Genomic DNA, 16,369 nt, shown 5'->3' with positions numbered 1-16,369 from the left:
GCACGGCAATGAGGCAATCCAGATCTACGCCCTTCCACCTCGTTCGAGCGCATCGAGAAGAATGTCGAGACCAAACTCAAAAGCAGCATCGAGACCCTCGACGCGCAGAAAAGGCGCTGCCGCGCTGACATGCGGGAGCGGAATGGATTCGGATGCGTGCTGCAAACGCAATGTGCTGGGATAAGGGTTGTGTTCGATGCTCGCCACGTAAGCCATCCCCGCACCGTTGGCGAATCCACCGATGAGACGAAACCAGTGAGCCTGTCGCTCAGGCGACAGACCGCAGTCCGCATACATGCACAGCACTTTCTCGTAGATATCGAACGCGCCATGTGTTTTGAAGCGGCGACCGGCTAACAGCGTGAATGCGCGAGGGTGACGCACCGCAAGCTGGCGGTAACTTCGCATGCACACCCGAATGCGTTCGATCGGCGTGCAGCTGCCGCGTTCGGGAATGTGTATCTGGCTCGCAAGCAGTTCGAGCACCGCATCGAGCAAATCAGCTTTGGACTTGAAATGGTGATAAAGCGCCATCGCTTCGACGCCAAGTTCCTGACCGATTCGACGCATCGAGCAGCGCTCAAGACCTTCTCTGTCGATCAGGTCGAGCGCCATACGCGAAATTCGCCCGCGGTCGAGCCGAATCCGGGCCAATGACTCAGTGGCCGCAGGCTTCCGGGACAGTTGCTTGCGCGAAGTGCGTATCACGTTTTTTTACACCGCAAAGTTATTTTCGAAGTATGCGTATAATCCGGGCAGTGCGCCACTTTACACCGTAAGATTTTGCATATCGAGGGCAGTGCCGTACCGCATTCGTTGCCTCTGAACGAGGTCATGACGCCAACGCCCAAACGCACGGTCCGCGAAGCCGCGCTGCGCATGCCCCCAACCGCAATCGCGCATGAACGCAGCTTGCTGAACCGGATGCTCGATAAACGACATGACACATCTCGACAACGACAGCGCCTCGCACGTGAAAACCCCATCAGAGCTGGCAATTCTCGCCGACAGGATTGAGGCACGCGCGTGGGCGGACTTCTATGACAGCGCATCGCCCGCTATCCGCACCAGCCTTGGTGTTGCCTGGCACCACGTAGCCGACGCAACGGTTCTGCTCGCTCCCGGAGCAGGATTGACGCTGTTCAATCGCGCAATTGGTCTTGGACTTTCTGTGCCCGCGAGCCCCAAAAACATCGCGCAGATAACAAGCATATTTGTCGAGGCCGGTGTTCAAAACTGGTGGCTACACATCAACCCAGGCGCGACGCCAGAGTCGTTGGGACGCCAACTCGAGGCTGAAGGCTGGACGCCCGCGCCGTTGTCGAGCTGGGCCAAGATGCTCCGGCAATCGGGCGTCGCTGACGGCGGCTCGACGACATTGCGGGTCGAATTGTCTACGGACGCGACGGTTGACGGCATCGCCACCGCGATTACCCAAGGCTTCGGTTTGCCCGGGTACTTTGCCACGTGGATTGGTGCAATCCACGGCCGCGTACGCTGGAAGTTATACGGTGTGTTCGATGGAACCCAACCCGTAGGCGGGGGCGCGCTGTTCATCCACGACACCCATGCGTGGTTGGGTATGGGCAGCATGCTCGAGTCCCACCGGCGTCGTGGCGGCCAACGCGCGCTCATGGCACGGCGCGTGAACGATGCGACTGCCGCTGGGGCTCAGTGGATCGCAACGGAGACCGGTGAAGTTGCCAATGGGATCAACCCCTCACTGTTGAACATGCGTCATTGTGAATTCCGCCAGGTGGCTTCCAGGCGCAATCTCGTAGCCCCGAAAGGTCCTGCTGATGCAGGCGCCGCTGTTGGCAGATAGCGGCTTACGGCGAAAGCTGCACTTCCGCAATCGGCGTAGATCGACACGTGGCCGCCGTCTGGATCACCAGATGGGCAACGGCTGCTTCCACGGTAGCATTGCCACTACCTTAACGACAGTCTAGTTTGCATGACTTACCGATTCGACTGTTAATCTTGCACCCGCATTAATTCCAGCTTGAGAGAGCGGTCGGGTATCTGGCTCCTCTCGATCCCAGGTATTTCCATAAATCATCCGACTGTTCTTGATAACCATCCCGGCACTTTCATCACGCAAAATCCATGATTCACCATACCTGAATGGCGTCACTTTCGTTTTGATTAAAAAATATATTTCATTCAGAAAACTGCTGAGATTTTTGAATCTCGACACAGGCAACTCGTACAGGGCGGCGGGATCATCCATAAACGACCTCGCATCTATAGTCACTGTGTTCGAAGAGTCAATATTTTCTTGCGATTGCGCCGTAGCAATTCCGAGACTAGCAAGCTTTCTTATTATGCGCTCTGCCAGCGCAGACGCCGGGGTCTTTGTGGCATCGATATATCCAACCGAAGAAGATAATCCATCGAGGTGGGTAGCGTCGAATCGAACGGGAAGGATGTATTCACGGCGCGATCGAATAGCAGCGGAAAGCGCGTGCCGCCTTTCATGTGTTGTCCACGCCTTCTGTTTGTATGCCTCAGATATGAAAACTACAACCAGCTCGGATTCGCGCTCATATATCTGGGCGAATCTTTCAATCAGATCTTTTCCCCACAGCTCGACATCTTCGAATGCGTCATAGAAAACACGAATGCCTCGCATCCTCAAATGACCAGCAACAAGTTCGACGTACGGACGGTCCTCCCCTGCAAATGACAAGCTCACGTCGTATCGCTTTTCAGCCGGTGAACTGTTTTCCATTTGGCATTCCTCGTTCCGCAAAGCTTGCAATGTAGAAGGGTCCAGGCCGAGCGGCCACGCGACTCCAGCGGACACACGCGCCTTCTGCTAAAGAGAGTCTCAGCTTCAGCGGTGTATCGGTTACAAGCGTCTAAATACACACTGCGGACCTAGAGGTCGGTGCGGCATCGCACACGTGAATGCGCATGACTATTCGCGGAGGTCAGCGTGTCTGATCCGACCACCGACACATATACGTCCAGACAACTGGCTCTACTGGTCAGCGGTCGCTCCTCCATTCCATCTTTTGCACGCTGACTCCAGGTTGACTGGCCAGCGGCTCCCACTCGGGCAGAAATGTGAATCCTTGCCGACGATACATTCTCACCGCATCGGCATTGTCCGGCGAGACGCTCAAGACGATTCTTCGATGCCCGAGTTCGATTGCGCGTGCCTTGATTGCATTGACCAGGCGGCTCGCGATGCCCATGCCTCGATCCTGAGGCCGGATCCACATAGCTATCAGGTTGTACTCACCCGAGACGTTTTCGGCGCCGCCGATAAGACCCATCGCTTGCCCTTGCCTCAGGGCAAGAAAAAATTGGGGATGCGTTTGAGGCGATGCCCGTTCGCGCCATTGCTCATCGGTATACGTGGCGGCGGTGGCGTAGCTCAATCCAAAGGCCGTTGGACTGTCAAGCAGCGCGGCCAAACGAATCGTCTTCAAGTTTTCCCAGTCTTCTTCCGTGGTGGGCCGAATCAGCACGGGGCTCAACTCTGTATTCATAGAAGCGCTCGGGGCATTCCAGTTCAGCACCTCGCTACGCTGCCCGCCCGACCCCAACTGCCGATCGGGTGCCCTGGACACAAAAACTTCATTGAAGAGTGTGGACGCTGCTTATCACATCATCCTCGTCCTCGTCTTCATCGGACAAGGCCTGGTCGAGGATCGCGCAGCGGAAGTCCAGTTTGAAGCGAAGGATGGCAGATTCAATGCGTGAATCGCCGCGATGGGAGCTCAGTCGAGTATTGATCGCTTCCTCGACGGCGAGAATCGCCTGCTCGACACTTTCCGGATCATCGCTGTCGAATCCGATTTCAACCTCAATGCTTTCCAGAAGATTCAACGCTGTTGCGATGTCCTCTGAAGCAACGAATAGCGTCTCGGCATTTTCTCTCATCGATCTTCCCCGTTGAGTTGTCTAGTGTCTTCAGACAGGTGCGAGTTGCACGGCTATCGTTACACATCCACACCAACCTTGCATGGCCGCGGTGTGGGTGATGGGTTCGAAACAACAGTGGGGTTGCCGTTCGCCGCAAAGCGAATAGAATTGAACGTTCCAGCTTGAGGTCTGGATCATCGCGATCATGATCGATTGAACCTGCCGTTGGGAACTGCAAAAGTAACCCAGCCACAGCGCCAGGCGCATAGATTGAACTACCCCGTGTACTCAAATCGGCTGCCGGCTAAGCCAGAAATCTAACCAATCTCCACCTCATCCAGTTTTTTCCAGCGGTACACGAGAAAGGAGACGACCCAGGCCGCCACGAAAATCCCGATGATGCCGTAGCCCAACAGGCTGAAATTGTTGTTCAGATCGTTCAGGCGGTCCCAGAACCAGCCTTGCAGGTTCAGCTCCCCTCCAATCAGCCCGAGCGTTTCAACCCCGCCAATCAGGACCGCCACCGCGGCGGAAACGATGGTGATGGTGAGGTTGTAATAGAGTTTGCGAATCGGCTTCACAAATGCCCAGCCGTAGGCACCGAGCATGAGGATGCCATCGGTTGTGTCGATCAGCGACAAACCGGCAGAGAACAAGGCGGGAAACGCGAGAATCGACGCAATCGGCAATCCCTTGCTGGCCTCGGTCGCGGCGACGGTGAGCAGGCTCACTTCGGTCACCGTGTCGAATCCCAGGCCGAACAGAAAGCCGACCGGCAGCATGTGCCAGCTCTGACTGACCAGCCGGAACAGCGGTCTAAGCGTGCGGGCGATCAGGCCTCGCCGTCCGAGCAGAATGTTCAGGCTGTCGTCATCGTAGTCACCACCCCGACGCACGTGACGGTACGTTCGGTAAACATCGCGGGCCACCGAAAGGTTCAGAATCGCCATCAGCAGCAGGAAGCCGCCTGAGACGAGCGTGCCGATAATGCCCGCGATATTGTTGAACGAATCGAAGCCGTTTTGCAGGCTTATGACTGTGAGGGCGATCACCACGGTGCCGATGAGCAGTACCAGGGAGTGGCCAATGGAAAAGAAAAATCCCACCGCGACAGGATGCTTGTTCTCCTGCATCAGCTTGCGCGTGACATTGTCGATCGCGGCAATATGATCTGCGTCGACCGCGTGCCGCAGGCCAAAGCCATAGGCAAGCAGCGCGGTGCCGAGCAGTATGGGACGGCTATGAAACGCGATGAGTGCCCACGCCCACGCGCCCAGATTCACGACGATGAGAAAGAAGTAAATGCCGATGACCTTGCCTCGGACATCGGCGGAACTGTCGTTGAAGACGTGCTTTAAAGTTCTGAGCATGAATCGCGCCCTCCAGTGGCAGCCGCCTCAGCAAACCGGCTCAGGCATGAGAGCCCGGCCGGATACAACTGCAGGCAGCGCATCAGAACCCCATCTGTGGCCTAGGAGGTCGCTTCGCGATCGCGCTGCGGATAGATAGTCTGGAATGCCAGATAGGCGATCAGCGCGCCAGCGAGTTCCGCTAGCAGATAGAGACCGGCGGTGCTCGAACCCAGCCGGATCGGACCGTCGGCAAATAGAGCCGCACATGTAATCGCAGGATTGGCATATGAGGTCGATGGCGTCGCAATGATCGCCGCAAACAACCATGCGCCAACCGCAAAAGGACCGGCGTCTTTCCGACCGCTGCGGGCGCAGCCAAAGACGATCATCATCAGGCCAAACGAGGCAATCAGTTCGCTGACAACGAACGCCCAGTTCGGCGTCTCGGGATTCGCGATTTGCTCAGGCATCCCAAAGATGGCATGGGCCAGCAACACGCCCACTATCGCGCCGATCAGTTGAGCGACTATATAAGCGACGGCGCAACTGAGTTTTCGCTCGCCAGCAAGCCATTGCAGGCCGCTGATCAGTGGATTGAAATGGCCACCCGAGGCGGAACCGAACGCGACGATCAGGCCGATCAGGGAACCCGCGATTCCGCAGGCACTGGCCGCGAGCGCGAGCGCCGAACTGTCAGGAAGCAGCCTGTGGGCGACCAGCCCCGAACTCGCCGCAACGAGCATCAGCAGGCATGTACCGATTCCCTCCGCAAGCGCACGGGGTGCGAGTGACGAAGTCGGGTCCTTCTCGAAGAAGCAGGTCTCCATACGGGCTGTTGTTATTGTTATGAGTGGGATGAACCGGCATCGCCGGGCGCCTGCTGGCCTTCCCAACGCGCTTCGACCTCCTTCATCTTGAGCGCCAACTCGGTTGGCGTGAGGACTTCTTTGCGGAACAGGATGTTGGCGAAGGCCACGATCCATCGCTCATAGTACGAGAGCTTGCCGACCATCTCGCTCCCGAGTGCCTCTACCCCGCAACGTTTTTCTTCCGTGTTGATCAGTTTGTGAAAGTCGAGCACGTCGGCAAGCGCGTGACAGCGCTTCTCCCAAGGCTCGAGCGCGTGCTCGACCCGCTGGACAGGCTCTGCGGATTGACCGCCGACGTCGTTTGGCAAGCGGGTCACGAGATGGGCCGTGTCGGTCATTGTTGCCCCCTGTCTGTGTCTATGGTCGCCGGCACGACGCCAATCATCGTGTCTCGCGTCACGAGCGATGCCAGCCGCTCCTCGCTATAACTCTCTGTACCATCCGGACGTCTTGGCAGCACCAGGTAACGCACCATTGCCGTCGAGTCGTGAACGCGCACCTCGACATCGTCCGGAATGATCGTTCCGAACTCAGCGAGCACCGCACGCGGCTCGATGACTGCGCGTGACCGGTAAGGCTTCAGCTTGTACCAGTCTGGGGGCAACCCAAGCACGGGCCGTGGATAGCAGGAGCACAAGGTACACACAATCAGGTTGTGCACTTTGTCCGTGTTCTCCAGTACGATCAACTGCGTGTCGTCATAGAAGCTGATGTCGAATTCCTTCTCGCAGGCAGTGCGCCCGTTGGCGAGGAGCCGTGCCTTGAATTCCGGATCGACCCACGCGCGCGCCACAACCTTCGCACCGAGTGCGGGCGTGCGCGAGTCGAGCACCTCGAGTTGTCGACGGATCTCGTCGGCTCCGATCAGCTTTTTCTCGATGAGGAGTTCGCGCACCGCGGTCTCCAGCATGTCGTAATAGCCGGGCTTGCTGCTCTGGGCGATCTCCGCGTGCTGATCGCCGTGGGCGTGATCGTGGGCATGGTCATTATCGTGGCCATGCTCGCGGGACTTGCGTTTGTTCGCCATGTCCTAGATCCTCTCGAGCCAGGTTTCGTAGACCTCGATCCGCAAACCGTCGTGCGGCGGCCCCGCATAGTCAGGCCAGATCTCCGTCATCGGGATACTAATGCGGTAGTAGTGCAGCCGCCGCCCGGCATTGTGACCGTACCCCTCCTCCTCATTGTCCACCGCGACCGGCTCGATCACGCGCTCAACCGAGCCCTTCTTGCCACGCAGATAGAGAGGCAGGCGGTAATGTCCGATGGGCGAGCGAGTCCCGATGCGGACCGCGTCGCCTGGCCTGAAGATTGGCTTTTCGCCGAGGCTGTAGACGATTGGTTGTTCTGGCATGCTAACTTCCTCCACAACGGCCGGTTACGCGGTTGACGGTTTTCGGACAGGGTGCACACCTGAGCGTGGCTACGCTCGACTAGCAGGGCTGAGGAATCAATTAGAAATCCGACGTTCTGGGAATTTTGATTGCGGATTCTCAGTCGCTTCCTTTCGGAACGACTACGGAAACGATCGTGTTTTGCGCAAGTGCTGGAATTGATTCTAGTGAAACGATACCTAGAGTCAAGATCGCACTCTACGTATCAATGCAGCGTCGGCCTTCGTCCCAATATTTCGGAAATCTGACAGTTGAAAGTGGTTGGCACTGCGCGAGGTCATGGAAATGAAAGGAGCAAGAAAGCAAATAAGGACCCGTTTTAAAAGAGCAGACAAACGCGCTACCCTGATCGCTCAAGAACTGACGTCCTGCGCTCCCGGGGCGGCATCACACCCCGCCTGATTTAGTACCCCTCTTACCGTTGCCAGCAACTGCGATACGTCGAACGGCTTCTTGAAGAACAGGTGATGATCGTCCTTGAGCTCCGCGGCGAAATCCTCGACCCTGTAGCGCCCCGTGATAAAAATCACCGGCATCCTGGGTTGGCGTTGGCGTACGTGCCGTCGTAGTTCGACGCCGCTCAATCCCGGCATGTCGATATCCGAAATGAGGCAATCCACGTTAAGCGATTCGAACTCGCGTATGAAATCTTCGGGCGACGTGAACAGGACCACCGTCAATCCCGAGGATGCCAAAAGACTCTCGAGCGACTCGAGCACCCGATAGTCGTCGTCAACCACCGCCACGATTCGTCGCTTCGACTCATCCATTGGCGCCTGCCTCTGTGCGTCGCGAGGACGCGTCTAGCCCGCTCACTTCCAGGAAGAGGACTGGTCTCACGAGATGCCGAGCCGGCCAGCAATCTTTACGAGTTCGGCAAGCGAACCGGCCGCCATTTTGCGCATCACCTGACCTCGATGTATCTGAAACGTGACTTCGCTGATGCCCAACTGTGACGCCGCCTGCTTGTTGAGCAAACCGCTGACCACCAGCCCCAGCACTTCGCGTTCGCGTGGTGTGAGCGTGGCGAAACGTCCACGCACATCGCCCATTTCCGCGCGGTGGCGGCGCGCCACTCGATCCTGTTCAAATGCGGCCTGGACCGCCTGCAATAGACTGCTCTGACTGAACGGTTTGGCGAGAAAATCGACTGCGCCTGCCTTGATTGCACGAACGGAGGATGGAATGTCGCCATATCCGGTAATGAACACCACGGGGGGATGATTTCCCTCGATCAACTGGGCATGCAGATCGAGCCCGTTCGCGCCCGGAAGTTGTACGTCGAGAATGAGGCATGCCGGCACATCAGCACGTTCGTAATCGAAATACTCGACCGCGGATGGGAACGCAATCGACGCGATCTTGAGCGACAGCAGCAGATCGGACAACGCTTCGCGAATGCGGCGATCGTCGTCGACGATGTAGACAATCTGGTCGGGCTGTGCCATTACCCATGCACCTCGAGGGGAATGAAAAATTCCAGCGCGGTGCCGTGTGGCTGAAGGCTCGCAGCCCATAGCCTGCCACCATGCGCCTCGACGATTGATCGGCAGATCGACAATCCCATGCCCATCCCGCTGTCCTTCGTCGAATAGAACGGTTCGAATATTCTCTCCACGTCGTCGACTCCCCGTCCGCCATCACTGACTTGCACACAGGCGCGTCCATCCGCATCGGACCATGTCCGGACCGTGAGCCGCCGTTGCACCACCTCCACGCCATCCATCGCTTCGATCGCGTTGTTCATCAGGTTGGTGATGATCTGCTGGATCTGCGGCCCATCGGCCCACACATGCGGCAACGGATAGTGAAGCTCCGACACGAGGAGAATGGACTTGCAAGCCAGGTCGTCCTCGAACAGGCGCAGGACTTCGGAAACCAGCACGTTCAAATCGAGTCTCGCTTTCGCTGGCGCGGTCTGCCTGAACAGCGCGCGTATCCTGCCCACCACATCCGCCGCCGAATTTCCGTCTCTGACGACACGCTCCGCGGCCTGGCGGGCCCGGTCGAGATTCGGCGGGTCGCTCGCAAGCCAGCTCTGACATGCGTGACCATTGGTTACGATTGCCGCCAGCGGCTGATTTACTTCGTGCGCAATGGACGCGGACAGCTCGGCGACCGTGGCGATCTTGGTGGCGCGAGAGATACGCGATTGCGCTGTCCTTAAGGCTTCTTCTGCTTTGCGCCGGTCATCGACATCAATGAAAAGACCATACCACCGCGTCACCTTACCCCGCTCATCGTGCAGCGGCTGCACCCGCACTTCGAACCAGCGATATTCACCGTCGTAGCGGCGCAACCGGTATGTCGCTTCCATCGGTACGCCTGCCTCGACGCAGCGCCGCCATTCTCTGGCATCCTTTTCCATATCGTCCGGGTGCAGGATCGGCCAGCCCCGGTTATAGAGTTGCTGGAAACTTCGCCCCACGAATTCCAGCAGGCGCTGATTGGCGTACTCCAGCTGACCCGTCGCATCATTGACGGTCACCATGCCGGGGATGGTTTCGACCATCAGGCGAAGCTCACGCTCATTCGCTTCGAGCGCCGCCTCCACGCGCTTGCGCGTATCGATGTCCCACGCGAGGCCATAGCATCGGACCACCGTGCCCCGGCCATCGTGAAGTGCATCGGTGCGGGCCTGATACCAGCGGTACTTGCCATCGTCTCCCAGCAGACGAAACTCATATTCACACGGCTCCCCTGTTTGCATCATTGCATCGAGCGCCTTGCGTTTGAGCGCGACGTCGTCGGGATGCACCATGCTGTTCCAGTCGAATGGCTCTTCTGCGTTCAGCGCTTCCAGATAGTTGGCTTGCTGATTCAGATAGTCGAGTTCACCACCTGCGCGCTCACTCCACACAAAACCCGGCAGCATCTGCAGTATCAAACTCAACTTTTCGTTGTTCGCCACCAGCGCTTCGCGGGCCGCATTTTGCCGGCTCAGATCGCGCACGAAAGCCGTCCCCGATCCGCGTTGCCCTTGCTCGACTGGCGCAAAACCAAATTCAACCAGAAAGCGCGTACCGTCGCGTCGCAGTGCTGGCGCCTGCATGGCGGCGCACGACTCCAGATTCGCTTTGGGCAGAACGATCCATACAGGTTCACCGAGCAACTCGGTGCGGCTAAAGCCAAACATATTTTCAATCGCGGCATTCGCTCCCCTTATGCGTCCGCGCGCATCGACGGACAACACGCCGATCGGTGCGACTTCCACGATATGACGCACCCGCTCGTCGGGAATGCTGCGTCGCAAGATTGCACGCGAGCACAGGCAGGCAATGCTCGCAACGAGCAGGCCCAATACGAAGGCTGCGCAATACGCCAGGCCAGGCAACAGATGAGTGAAAGGCATCGCAAGGATCGAAAGTGCGCCAGTTGCGAGCTATGACCGTAGTTTGTCAAGCAGCGCTTACCACTATCATCGGTTAGCGCTGGCGGTGAGTCGAGCGTTGCAGTCTTGGTGTTTTTACTGACATAGAAACATGTGATGGCGATGGACACGTCGCGTGGCTAATATCCGCATGAAACCGCCAGGGCAAGCCCGAGACCTGGTCACGCCAACAGAATACGTTGCATCGCAACAAGCCGAAGCTGGCGTATCGGGTCCATAAAGAGCCGCGTGCCTGAACTGCGTTGGCCCACTACACCTACAGTGAGACAAAGGACGAACATGACTGTCGATCGTCGTACATTCCTCAAAGCAGCGGGTAGCGCGCTCGCTGCACCGATTGCGGCAAGTCTCCCAGCCACGGTTCGCGCGCAGGCACCGGTGGAAATCGTGATCTGGCAGTGGATCCCCAAGTTTTCGGATCAGGTCGACCTGTTCAACAAGTCGCAGAATCGCATTCGTGTGGTGAGCGCGCCGGTCACCAACAGCGCGGACCAGTCGCTCAAGCTACGCAACGCACTTGCCGCCCATAGCGGCGGTCCTGACATTGCGATGCTCGAATATGCCCACTTGCCTGCCCTCAACACGGTCAATGCGTTCCTCGACATTTCGCAAGAAGTCGCTGACGTGCGCGGTCAATTCGTCAATGGCGCGATTTCGCAATGTGTCGTGAATGGCAAGACCTTAGGACTGCCGCTCGACGTCGCACCCATGATCCAGATGTATCGAGCAGATATCCTCGGCGAATGGGGTATCAACCCGCCGGCCACGTGGGATGAATTCGCCGCGGCTGCGGAAAAGGTCCGATCGAAATCGAACAGCCAGTATCTGACCAACATGTTTCTCACGAGCGCGGGGTGGACGACCGGCATGATCTGGCAACGCGGCGCCCGCGGATTCGAGATTGATGGCGAAAATATTTCCATCAACCTCAACGGCGCGCCTTCCAAAGCATTCTCGGATTATTGGCAACGCCTCATCGACGCCAAACTGGTCGGCACCGAACCCGATTCAACCGCGGATTTCTTCATGGCCCTCGATAGCGGCCGGTATCTGCAGATCATGGCCGGCTGCTGGTTCCCGAACTACGCCCGCACCAATGCGAACAAGAGCTTTGGCAAATGGCGCGTCGCCAAGATGCCCCATCTCACGCCACAGAACACATTGAGCACGGCGTTCGGTGGCTCGATGTTCGGCGTCTTTTCTGGCACGAAGCATCCCAAAGAGTCACTCGAAGTCATCAAATACATGATGTCCAACCGCGCACCCACCGAGCTTTACGTACGTGAGCAGTTTCTCACTCCGTCCACCCGCAAGCTGATCAGCGACCCCAGCATCCGCGATATCGAACAGCCCATGTGCGGCAACCAGAAAGTGAACGAAGTGAATTTCGCGGCCATCGAAGAGATGACCGTGCCTTACCGGTTTTCTCCCTTTGAAGACTACGTGCAGCAGGTCATGAACGACGAACTCCCGCAGGCCGGTAAAGGTGCACGCACGCTGTCGCAGGCGTTTGGCCGGATTCAGGACCGGGTGGTTGCGTATGCAAAGGATCAGGGTTTCACGGTTCGCGCCTGAGGTCATGGAGCAGACACATCCTTAGCGGCGTACAAGGAGGAGTGATTGATGAACACCGGCGTTCAGAAGCATGTCGTGCATGAGCCGTCAGCGCATCGCCGCCTGATCAGGGAGCGGTTCGACAATCTGAAGCTCGCGCCTTATCTGTTCGTCTTGCCGTTTCTGCTATTCTTTGTCTGCTTCATCATTCTTCCCGCGCTCTACGCTGGATACCTCAGTCTGTTCAAAACCGGCATCGTGGGTGGCCAACATTTCGTCGGCCTGGAAAACTACGCACGGGCACTCAACGATTCACGTTTCTGGGAAGGGGTGCTCAACGTCCTGCATTTTGGCCTCTGGATGATTCCAATCCTGATCGGCGCGGCGCTGTTTTCCGCGCTGATCCTCGACAGCGATATGGTTCATGCCACGTCGCTGTTCCGGATCGGCATTTTCATTCCGTATGCCATTCCGGGCGTCATCGCAACCTTGCTGTGGGGCTATCTGTACGGGCCGAACTACGGCCTGATCACCCAGCTCTGCGAGATGTTCGGGATACGGCCGCCTGATCTCCTCAGCAGCAGCAACATCGTGACCTCCATCGCCAACATCTCGGTATGGCAATACCTGGGCTACAACTTCATCATCTTTCACGCGGCGCTGCAGGCCGTTCCGCATGACCTGATGGAAGCGGCGACGCTCGACGGCGCCAATCGCTGGACCTCGGCGCTCTATATCAAGCTGCCCCTGATCCGGGATGCCGTCATCACAGCCCTGCTGTTCTCGATCATCGGCACGGTTCAGTTGTTCAATGAGCCGTTCCTGTTGCAGCCCGAGGCACGCGACGTCGTCACCAGCAACTTCACGCCGAACATCTTTTCGTATTCGCTGGCATTTCGCAGCCAGCAATACAACTACGCGGGGGCTGTGTCTTTCCTGATCGCGCTGATTACGGGACTTTTGTCCTACCTGTTCCTCTGGATCAGCAACCGCAAGAAAGGAAAATCGCAATGAGCATGGCCGGTTACCAGACTGCGAGCTTTTACCGCTATCGGCGCCTGAATACGCTGCTGATGTCAGCCGTGCTGATCTATTCGATCTTCCCGATCGTGTATCTGCTGATCGCGTCAACCAAGAGCGCGCGCGAGTTGTACACCACGTTTGGCCTCTCGTTCGGTGAATTCCATCTGCTGCAGAACCTGCGGGGTCTCGCGGCGTATGACGGCGGCATCTATTTCCGCTGGCTTGCCAATACGCTGCTCTATTCAACCGTGTGTGCAACGGGTGCCACCCTGCTTTGCGCGATGGCGGCGTATGCCTTCGCCAAGTACCGGTTTCGCGGCCGGGATGCGTTGTACAACCTGATTCTCGGTGCCTTGATGGTGCCGCAGACGGTGCTCGCCATCCCGATCTTTCTGATGCTGGCGAAGGTGGGCATGGTCGATACGCCTCTTGCAGTCATCTTGCCGATGATGCTCTACGTTCCCGGCGTGTTTCTAATGCGTGTCTATATCGAACAAAGCGTGCCCACCGAATTGCTCGAGGCCGCCCGCATCGACGGTGCGAACGAGTTCGTGATCTTCACGAGAATCGCCTTCCGGCTCATGGCACCAGGCTTGATTACGGTATTCCTGCTGTCGTTCGTGCAGACCTGGAACAACTACTTTCTGCCACTGGTGGTGCTGAATTCAACCCAGTATCTGCCGATCACGGTCGGCTTGTCGAACTGGTACTCCATCGCCCACAACGCAAGCGGCGGCCAGACGCTTTTTACGATCATCCTGACCGGCGCAATGATCAGCGTGCTGCCAACCATTCTCGTCTTCGTCTTCATGCAACGGTTCTGGCAGCGCGGGCTCACCGCCGGCGCCGTGAAATGACCGCTCATTTTTAGTGACATCGCCCTTTAACCGTTCAAACAGGACATTGCAACGCTATGACGTCGCCGACCTACAAGCTGTCGTTTCAGCTCTATTCCACGAGAAATTTTCCACCGCAAGATGAAGTGCTCGAAGGACTCGCCGCAATGGGTTACGACGCGGTCGAACCCTGGCTGCCAGATTTCGACACCAATGCGAAGGAGTTTCGCAGGCGCATCGACAACGCCGGGCTGGAGTGCCTCGGCTTTCACATGCCGTTGCGCGGTCTCATCAACGAGCCCATGCGGTTTATCGACATCGCCCACACGCTCGGTGACTCGCCGTTGATGATTCCGCCATTCGTGGTGCCGGAAGATCGTCCCGTGCATGCGGACGGGTGGCGCAGGATTGGCGAGCAGCTTGCAAAGGGCGCCGAGCTGGCGCAAGCCAATGATCTGCGCGTGGCATGGCACAACCACGATTTCGAATATCGTCCGCTTGAAGATGGCTCCCGACCGATTGACCTGATGCTCGAAGCCGCTGGTGAGCAGGTCGGCTTTGAGATCGACTTTGCGTGGGTGACGCGGGCATGGGCTGATCCCTATACCGAACTCAAGAAATACGCGCCGCGGATTGTCGCGATTCAGCTGAAAGACACCGCGCCTCCGGGTACATCGAGCGAGGGGGGCTGGACACCACCCGGCGACGGCATGGTGGATTGGGACGCTATCTGGCCTCTCTTCGCCACGACGCCTGCCGATCATCTCGTCGTCGAGCATGACAACCCGGCAGACTGGCGTCAGGTCGCCCAACGTGCGCGCGACTTCGTGGTCGCCAAAGGTGCAATGAACCATGACTAACCCGCGCACGAAAATCGGCATCATTGGCTGTGGCGATGTACTGGACATGTACATGTCGTCGTCCCATGCCTTTCCAACCATCGAAGTGGCCGCGCTCGTCGACACGGATCCCGTGAATCTAAAGGCACGTTCAGAACAGTTCGGTATCCCAGGTATGAGTCTGGATACATTGCTCGGTAGAGACGATATCGAGTTTCTGATCAACCTCACGCCGCCGGCGGCACACGCCGCGATCTCCGAACGCGCTTTCGCGGCGGGCAAACACGTCTACAGTGAAAAACCGCTTGGCGTGACCCTGGAGGAGGCAAAGCGTATCGTCGCTTCCGCGCAGCGATACGGTCGCAAGCTGGCAGGCGCGCCCGACACCTTGCTAGGGGCCGCGCATCGTAAGTGCCGTCAACTGCTGGCCGAAGGCGCCATTGGTGAAATTGTCTCCGCGTCGGCCGTTTTTATGACGCACGGCATGGAGCACTGGCATCCTTCGCCAAACAACTACTTCCAGCCGGGCGGTGGGCCTGTCTTCGATATTGGCCCCTACTACATCGCGGCGCTCGTCTGCATGCTGGGCCCCATCCAGTCCGTCAGCGCCATCTCGTCTACCGGTTTCGCGCAACGGACCGTCTCCGCACAAGGGCGGAATCACGGTCAGGTCATCCAGGTCGGCACTCCGACCACCTACCATGCCCTGCTCGACTTTCGCTCGGGTGCGAAGGCGAGTCTATCGATGAGCTGGGACGTATGGCATCACGGTCGCGGCGCGCCTATCGAGGTATATGGCACCCTGGGCACACTCGTGGTCCCCGATCCGAACATGTTCGGCGGCACACCTATCCTGCGCGACAGGCACGGTCAGGAAACGCCTTTCGACACCTCGCAGCTTTTGCTGGGCGCACCTCACTGGAAAGTGAAAGACAAATACAGGCTCGATAAGGAAGTCACGCTGACGAACTATCGCATGGCGGGCGCGGCCGATCTGGTGGATGCCGTGCGTATGGATCGTGAGCCCTTTACGTCGCCCACGCTGGTTCTGCATGTGCTGGATGCGATGGAGAGCATTCTCGTCTCCGCCCGGCAGCAACAACCGCTGATGCTATCGACGGCAGACGTTGCACTGCCGAGGATGCCATCAGAGGACGATATCGCGCGAATCGTCGGGAACTAGCGCTCCGTCAGCTTTGTGGTCGCGCGATGACGGTCATCGCGCCTTTACCGGTTGAGAA

General features: G+C 58.0%; 18 protein-coding genes. 6 read left to right on the top strand and 12 right to left on the bottom strand.

From position 1 onward, the window contains the following. Positions 1-24: 24 nt before the first annotated feature. Entirely contained in the window at positions 25-615 is a 591-nt protein-coding gene (locus D0B32_RS04450) for a TetR/AcrR family transcriptional regulator C-terminal domain-containing protein (RefSeq protein WP_117332441.1), read from the bottom strand. 325 nt (positions 616-940) lie between these two features. On the opposite strand from D0B32_RS04450, the gene D0B32_RS04445 reads away from it, so the two are divergent. Next, entirely contained in the window at positions 941-1,825 is an 885-nt protein-coding gene (locus tag D0B32_RS04445; RefSeq protein WP_117332440.1) for a hypothetical protein, read from the top strand. Positions 1,826-1,945: 120 nt separating this feature from the next. On the opposite strand, the gene D0B32_RS04440 is transcribed toward D0B32_RS04445, so the two are convergent. The 11 genes from D0B32_RS04440 to D0B32_RS04390 form a co-directional block, all read right to left on the bottom strand. Further along, the gene (locus D0B32_RS04440; RefSeq protein WP_117332439.1) at positions 1,946-2,731 is read right to left on the bottom strand and encodes a TIR domain-containing protein; all 786 of its coding nucleotides are present in this window, start codon (positions 2,729-2,731) and stop codon (positions 1,946-1,948) included. A 259-nt stretch (positions 2,732-2,990) separates the two neighbouring features. Continuing rightward, positions 2,991-3,497 (bottom strand): GNAT family N-acetyltransferase, encoded by a 507-nt coding sequence (locus D0B32_RS04435; protein ID WP_117332438.1) that lies wholly within the window; start codon positions 3,495-3,497, stop codon positions 2,991-2,993. Positions 3,498-3,585: 88 nt separating this feature from the next. After that, a complete protein-coding gene (locus D0B32_RS04430; protein ID WP_117332437.1) occupies positions 3,586-3,891 on the bottom strand; it encodes a hypothetical protein in 306 nt (101 codons plus the stop codon). Positions 3,892-4,190: 299 nt separating this feature from the next. Next, positions 4,191-5,243, bottom strand: a complete 1,053-nt coding sequence (locus tag D0B32_RS04425) for a HoxN/HupN/NixA family nickel/cobalt transporter (protein ID WP_117332436.1) — start codon at positions 5,241-5,243, stop codon at positions 4,191-4,193. 101 nt (positions 5,244-5,344) lie between these two features. Then, complete coding sequence (locus D0B32_RS04420) at positions 5,345-6,052, bottom strand: aquaporin (RefSeq protein ID WP_181969707.1); 708 nt, start codon at positions 6,050-6,052, stop codon at positions 5,345-5,347. Positions 6,053-6,069: 17 nt separating this feature from the next. Then, complete coding sequence (locus tag D0B32_RS04415) at positions 6,070-6,432, bottom strand: SH3-like domain-containing protein (RefSeq protein WP_117332435.1); 363 nt, start codon at positions 6,430-6,432, stop codon at positions 6,070-6,072. Further along, positions 6,429-7,121 carry a nitrile hydratase subunit alpha gene (locus D0B32_RS04410; RefSeq protein WP_117332434.1) on the bottom strand — a complete coding sequence of 231 codons (693 nt, stop codon included), beginning with the start codon at positions 7,119-7,121 and terminating at the stop codon, positions 6,429-6,431. The genes D0B32_RS04415 and D0B32_RS04410 overlap by 4 nt, the downstream gene beginning before the upstream one ends. A gap of 3 nt (positions 7,122-7,124) precedes the next feature. After that, positions 7,125-7,445 carry an SH3-like domain-containing protein gene (locus tag D0B32_RS04405; protein ID WP_117332433.1) on the bottom strand — a complete coding sequence of 107 codons (321 nt, stop codon included), beginning with the start codon at positions 7,443-7,445 and terminating at the stop codon, positions 7,125-7,127. 393 nt (positions 7,446-7,838) lie between these two features. After that, positions 7,839-8,255 carry a response regulator transcription factor gene (locus tag D0B32_RS04400; protein WP_117332432.1) on the bottom strand — a complete coding sequence of 139 codons (417 nt, stop codon included), beginning with the start codon at positions 8,253-8,255 and terminating at the stop codon, positions 7,839-7,841. A 66-nt stretch (positions 8,256-8,321) separates the two neighbouring features. Continuing rightward, a complete protein-coding gene (locus tag D0B32_RS04395) occupies positions 8,322-8,933 on the bottom strand; it encodes a response regulator transcription factor (protein WP_117332431.1) in 612 nt (203 codons plus the stop codon). After that, entirely contained in the window at positions 8,933-10,837 is a 1,905-nt protein-coding gene (locus D0B32_RS04390) for a PAS domain S-box protein (RefSeq protein WP_117332430.1), read from the bottom strand. Before D0B32_RS04390 ends, D0B32_RS04395 begins: the two co-directional genes overlap by 1 nt. 318 nt (positions 10,838-11,155) lie before the next feature. On the opposite strand from D0B32_RS04390, the gene D0B32_RS04385 reads away from it, so the two are divergent. From D0B32_RS04385 to D0B32_RS04365, 5 genes are read left to right on the top strand one after another with little or no spacing between them, the layout of a single operon-like run. Continuing rightward, positions 11,156-12,451 (top strand): ABC transporter substrate-binding protein, encoded by a 1,296-nt coding sequence (locus D0B32_RS04385; RefSeq protein ID WP_117332429.1) that lies wholly within the window; start codon positions 11,156-11,158, stop codon positions 12,449-12,451. 48 nt (positions 12,452-12,499) lie between these two features. Further along, the gene (locus D0B32_RS04380; protein ID WP_117332428.1) at positions 12,500-13,444 is read left to right on the top strand and encodes a carbohydrate ABC transporter permease; all 945 of its coding nucleotides are present in this window, start codon (positions 12,500-12,502) and stop codon (positions 13,442-13,444) included. Further along, positions 13,441-14,310 carry a carbohydrate ABC transporter permease gene (locus D0B32_RS04375; protein ID WP_117332427.1) on the top strand — a complete coding sequence of 290 codons (870 nt, stop codon included), beginning with the start codon at positions 13,441-13,443 and terminating at the stop codon, positions 14,308-14,310. The genes D0B32_RS04380 and D0B32_RS04375 overlap by 4 nt, the downstream gene beginning before the upstream one ends. Before the next feature lie 56 nt (positions 14,311-14,366). Continuing rightward, positions 14,367-15,149, top strand: a complete 783-nt coding sequence (locus D0B32_RS04370) for a sugar phosphate isomerase/epimerase (RefSeq protein ID WP_117332426.1) — start codon at positions 14,367-14,369, stop codon at positions 15,147-15,149. Then, complete coding sequence (locus D0B32_RS04365; protein WP_117332425.1) at positions 15,142-16,311, top strand: Gfo/Idh/MocA family protein; 1,170 nt, start codon at positions 15,142-15,144, stop codon at positions 16,309-16,311. The genes D0B32_RS04370 and D0B32_RS04365 overlap by 8 nt, the downstream gene beginning before the upstream one ends. The last annotated feature ends 58 nt before the right edge of the window (positions 16,312-16,369 follow it).

Origin of the sequence: Paraburkholderia sp. DHOC27 (genome assembly GCF_003429005.1) — a bacterium.
GTDB lineage: Bacteria > Pseudomonadota > Gammaproteobacteria > Burkholderiales > Burkholderiaceae > Paraburkholderia.
This window is presented reverse-complemented; position numbering and strand designations above follow the sequence as displayed.

Bases quoted from the DNA above. Each gene is read 5' to 3' on its own strand.
- D0B32_RS04395 (WP_117332431.1), bottom strand. From the start codon at position 8,933: ATGGCACAGCCCGACCAGATTGTCTACATCGTCGACGACGATCGCCGC.
- D0B32_RS04435 (WP_117332438.1), bottom strand. From the start codon at position 3,497: ATGAATACAGAGTTGAGCCCCGTGCTGATTCGGCCCACCACGGAAGAA.
- D0B32_RS04415 (WP_117332435.1), bottom strand. From the start codon at position 6,432: ATGACCGACACGGCCCATCTCGTGACCCGCTTGCCAAACGACGTCGGC.
- D0B32_RS04445 (WP_117332440.1), top strand. From the start codon at position 941: ATGACACATCTCGACAACGACAGCGCCTCGCACGTGAAAACCCCATCA.
- D0B32_RS04365 (WP_117332425.1), top strand. From the start codon at position 15,142: ATGACTAACCCGCGCACGAAAATCGGCATCATTGGCTGTGGCGATGTA.
- D0B32_RS04400 (WP_117332432.1), bottom strand. From the start codon at position 8,255: ATGGATGAGTCGAAGCGACGAATCGTGGCGGTGGTTGACGACGACTAT.
- D0B32_RS04440 (WP_117332439.1), bottom strand. From the start codon at position 2,731: ATGGAAAACAGTTCACCGGCTGAAAAGCGATACGACGTGAGCTTGTCA.
- D0B32_RS04410 (WP_117332434.1), bottom strand. From the start codon at position 7,121: ATGGCGAACAAACGCAAGTCCCGCGAGCATGGCCACGATAATGACCAT.
- D0B32_RS04370 (WP_117332426.1), top strand. From the start codon at position 14,367: ATGACGTCGCCGACCTACAAGCTGTCGTTTCAGCTCTATTCCACGAGA.
- D0B32_RS04430 (WP_117332437.1), bottom strand. From the start codon at position 3,891: ATGAGAGAAAATGCCGAGACGCTATTCGTTGCTTCAGAGGACATCGCA.
- D0B32_RS04425 (WP_117332436.1), bottom strand. From the start codon at position 5,243: ATGCTCAGAACTTTAAAGCACGTCTTCAACGACAGTTCCGCCGATGTC.
- D0B32_RS04390 (WP_117332430.1), bottom strand. From the start codon at position 10,837: ATGCCTTTCACTCATCTGTTGCCTGGCCTGGCGTATTGCGCAGCCTTC.
- D0B32_RS04420 (WP_181969707.1), bottom strand. From the start codon at position 6,052: ATGGAGACCTGCTTCTTCGAGAAGGACCCGACTTCGTCACTCGCACCC.
- D0B32_RS04380 (WP_117332428.1), top strand. From the start codon at position 12,500: ATGAACACCGGCGTTCAGAAGCATGTCGTGCATGAGCCGTCAGCGCAT.
- D0B32_RS04385 (WP_117332429.1), top strand. From the start codon at position 11,156: ATGACTGTCGATCGTCGTACATTCCTCAAAGCAGCGGGTAGCGCGCTC.
- D0B32_RS04375 (WP_117332427.1), top strand. From the start codon at position 13,441: ATGAGCATGGCCGGTTACCAGACTGCGAGCTTTTACCGCTATCGGCGC.
- D0B32_RS04405 (WP_117332433.1), bottom strand. From the start codon at position 7,445: ATGCCAGAACAACCAATCGTCTACAGCCTCGGCGAAAAGCCAATCTTC.
- D0B32_RS04450 (WP_117332441.1), bottom strand. From the start codon at position 615: ATGGCGCTCGACCTGATCGACAGAGAAGGTCTTGAGCGCTGCTCGATG.